Source organism: Azospirillum sp. B506, from assembly GCF_000333595.1.
Classification (GTDB): Bacteria; Pseudomonadota; Alphaproteobacteria; order Azospirillales; family Azospirillaceae; genus Azospirillum.
Window position 1 is genome coordinate 1 of the sequence record NZ_BADK01001028.1, and the last position, 1,842, is coordinate 1,842.

Genomic DNA, 1,842 nt, shown 5'->3' on the forward strand with positions numbered 1-1,842 from the left:
ATCCCCGCCATGTCGAGCGGATCGCCGGGGAAGGCGATGTCGGCAAAGGCCGCCATGGCGAGGATGCCCGCGAGCAGGATCAGGCCCAGCAGCGCTGAGGGGCGGCGCAGCAGCCGGCCGACGGTGCGGTCGCGGAAATCAGTCCGCGTCGGCGGCAGGGAAACGGTGTCGGTATTGGCCATCGGTCAGCCGAGTTCGATGCGCGGGTCGAGCAGCGTATAGACCAGATCGACCGCGATGTTGACGAGAACCACGACCACCGACGAGCAGAACAGGATGCCGAGCAGCAGGTTGAGGTCGCGCTGGAACAGCGCCGCGAAGGCCAGCCGGCCCAGCCCCGGCCAGGAGAACACCGTCTCGACCAGCACCGCCCCGCCGAGGATGGAGCCGAGCTGCACGCCGAGCGTGGTGACGATCGGCAGCAGGGCGTTGCGCAGGACGTGGCGCCAGGCGATGCGGCGCGGCCGCACCCCCTTGGCCCGCGCGGTGCGGACGAAATCCTGGCCGTAGACCTCCAGCATCGCCGCCCGCATCAGCCGGGCGTAGATGGCGAGGTAGAACAGCCCCAGCGTCACCGCCGGCAGCACCAGATGCAGCGCCACGTCGCCGACCAGGGCGAGGCCGCTCAGATTGGCCTCGACGCTGGTCATGCCGCCGACCGGCAGCCAGTCCAGCATGACGGAGAAGACGACGATCAGCATGATGCCGACCCAGAACACCGGCGTGGCGTAGAACAGCAGCGCGACGATGGAAATCACTGTGTCGGTCAGCTTCCCCGCCCGCCGGGCGGCGAGGAAACCGAGCGAGCAGCCGGCGACCAGCGCGAAGCCGATGGCGGTCCCCATCAGCAGCAGCGTCGCCGGCAGCCGTTGCAGGATCAGCTCAGACACCGGCAGCGACTGGCGGAAGGAATAGCCGAGGTCGAAGGTCAGCAGGTTGCCGAGATAGCGCAGGAACTGGATGTAGAGCGGCTGGTCCAGCCCGAACTGGCGGCGCAGCGCCTCCATGTATTCCGGCGTCGCCGCCCCGGACTCGCCCGCCAGCACCTGGGCCGCGTCGCCGGGCGCCAGATGCAGCAGGAAGAAGTTGATCAGCGCGATGCCCAGCAGGACGAAGACCAACTGGGCGGCGCTCCGCCTGAGATAGGTCAGCACGATGCGTCAGTTCGCCTTCGGGGCGTCGACGAAGCGCGCGTTCTTCAGCGACGAGTAGACCTGGTCGCCCTGTTCGACGATGCCCTGAAGGTCGGCCGAATAGACCGAGAAGAAGTTCAGCTCCAGCAGCGGCAGCGACGGCACGTCGCCCAGCACGATGTCCTGGAACTCGTTGAACTCGGCGACCCGCTTGGCCGGATCGCCTTCGACGCCGGCTTCCTGGATCAGCGCGTCGGCCCTGGCGTTGCGGTAGCCCGAGCCGTTGGTCCAGGGCGTGCCGGTGCCGAGCCAGCCCGACCAGAAGGCACGGACGACGCCGATCTGCGGATCGGGGAAGGCGTTGTTGTAGGAGATGGCGAAGTCGAAGTCGCGGTCGACATAGACCCGCTTGATGAAGGCGGCGCTGTCCTGCGAGCGGATGGTGACCTCGATGCCGACGCGCTTCAGCGCCTGCTTCAGGAACTCGCCGGTGCGGCGGTAATCGTCGCCGTAGGGCAGGAAATCGTGGGTCAGGGTGAAGCGGACGCCGTTGGCGTCGCGCTTGAAGCGGGGCTCGTCAGCAGCGCCTCGGCCTTCTTCACGTCGAAGGGATATTGCGGCAGCTTGCCGTTGTGGAAGGTGACGAGCGACGACGGCACCGGGCTGATCGCCGGCTTGGCGTACCCAAACAAACGATCTTCCCCAGGGC

General features: G+C 67.6%; 1 protein-coding gene and 2 pseudogenes. All 3 read right to left on the reverse strand.

Annotated features, from left to right (window positions below; all coding sequences use genetic code 11):
- A pseudogene (locus I71_RS31620) lies at nucleotides 1-182 on the reverse strand (ABC transporter permease); the annotation flags it as partial.
- Nucleotides 183-185: 3 nt separating this feature from the next.
- Complete coding sequence (locus tag I71_RS31625; RefSeq protein WP_049976434.1) at nucleotides 186-1,154, reverse strand: ABC transporter permease; 969 nt, start codon at nucleotides 1,152-1,154, stop codon at nucleotides 186-188.
- Nucleotides 1,155-1,160: 6 nt separating this feature from the next.
- A pseudogene (locus I71_RS31630) lies at nucleotides 1,161-1,842 on the reverse strand (ABC transporter substrate-binding protein); the annotation flags it as partial.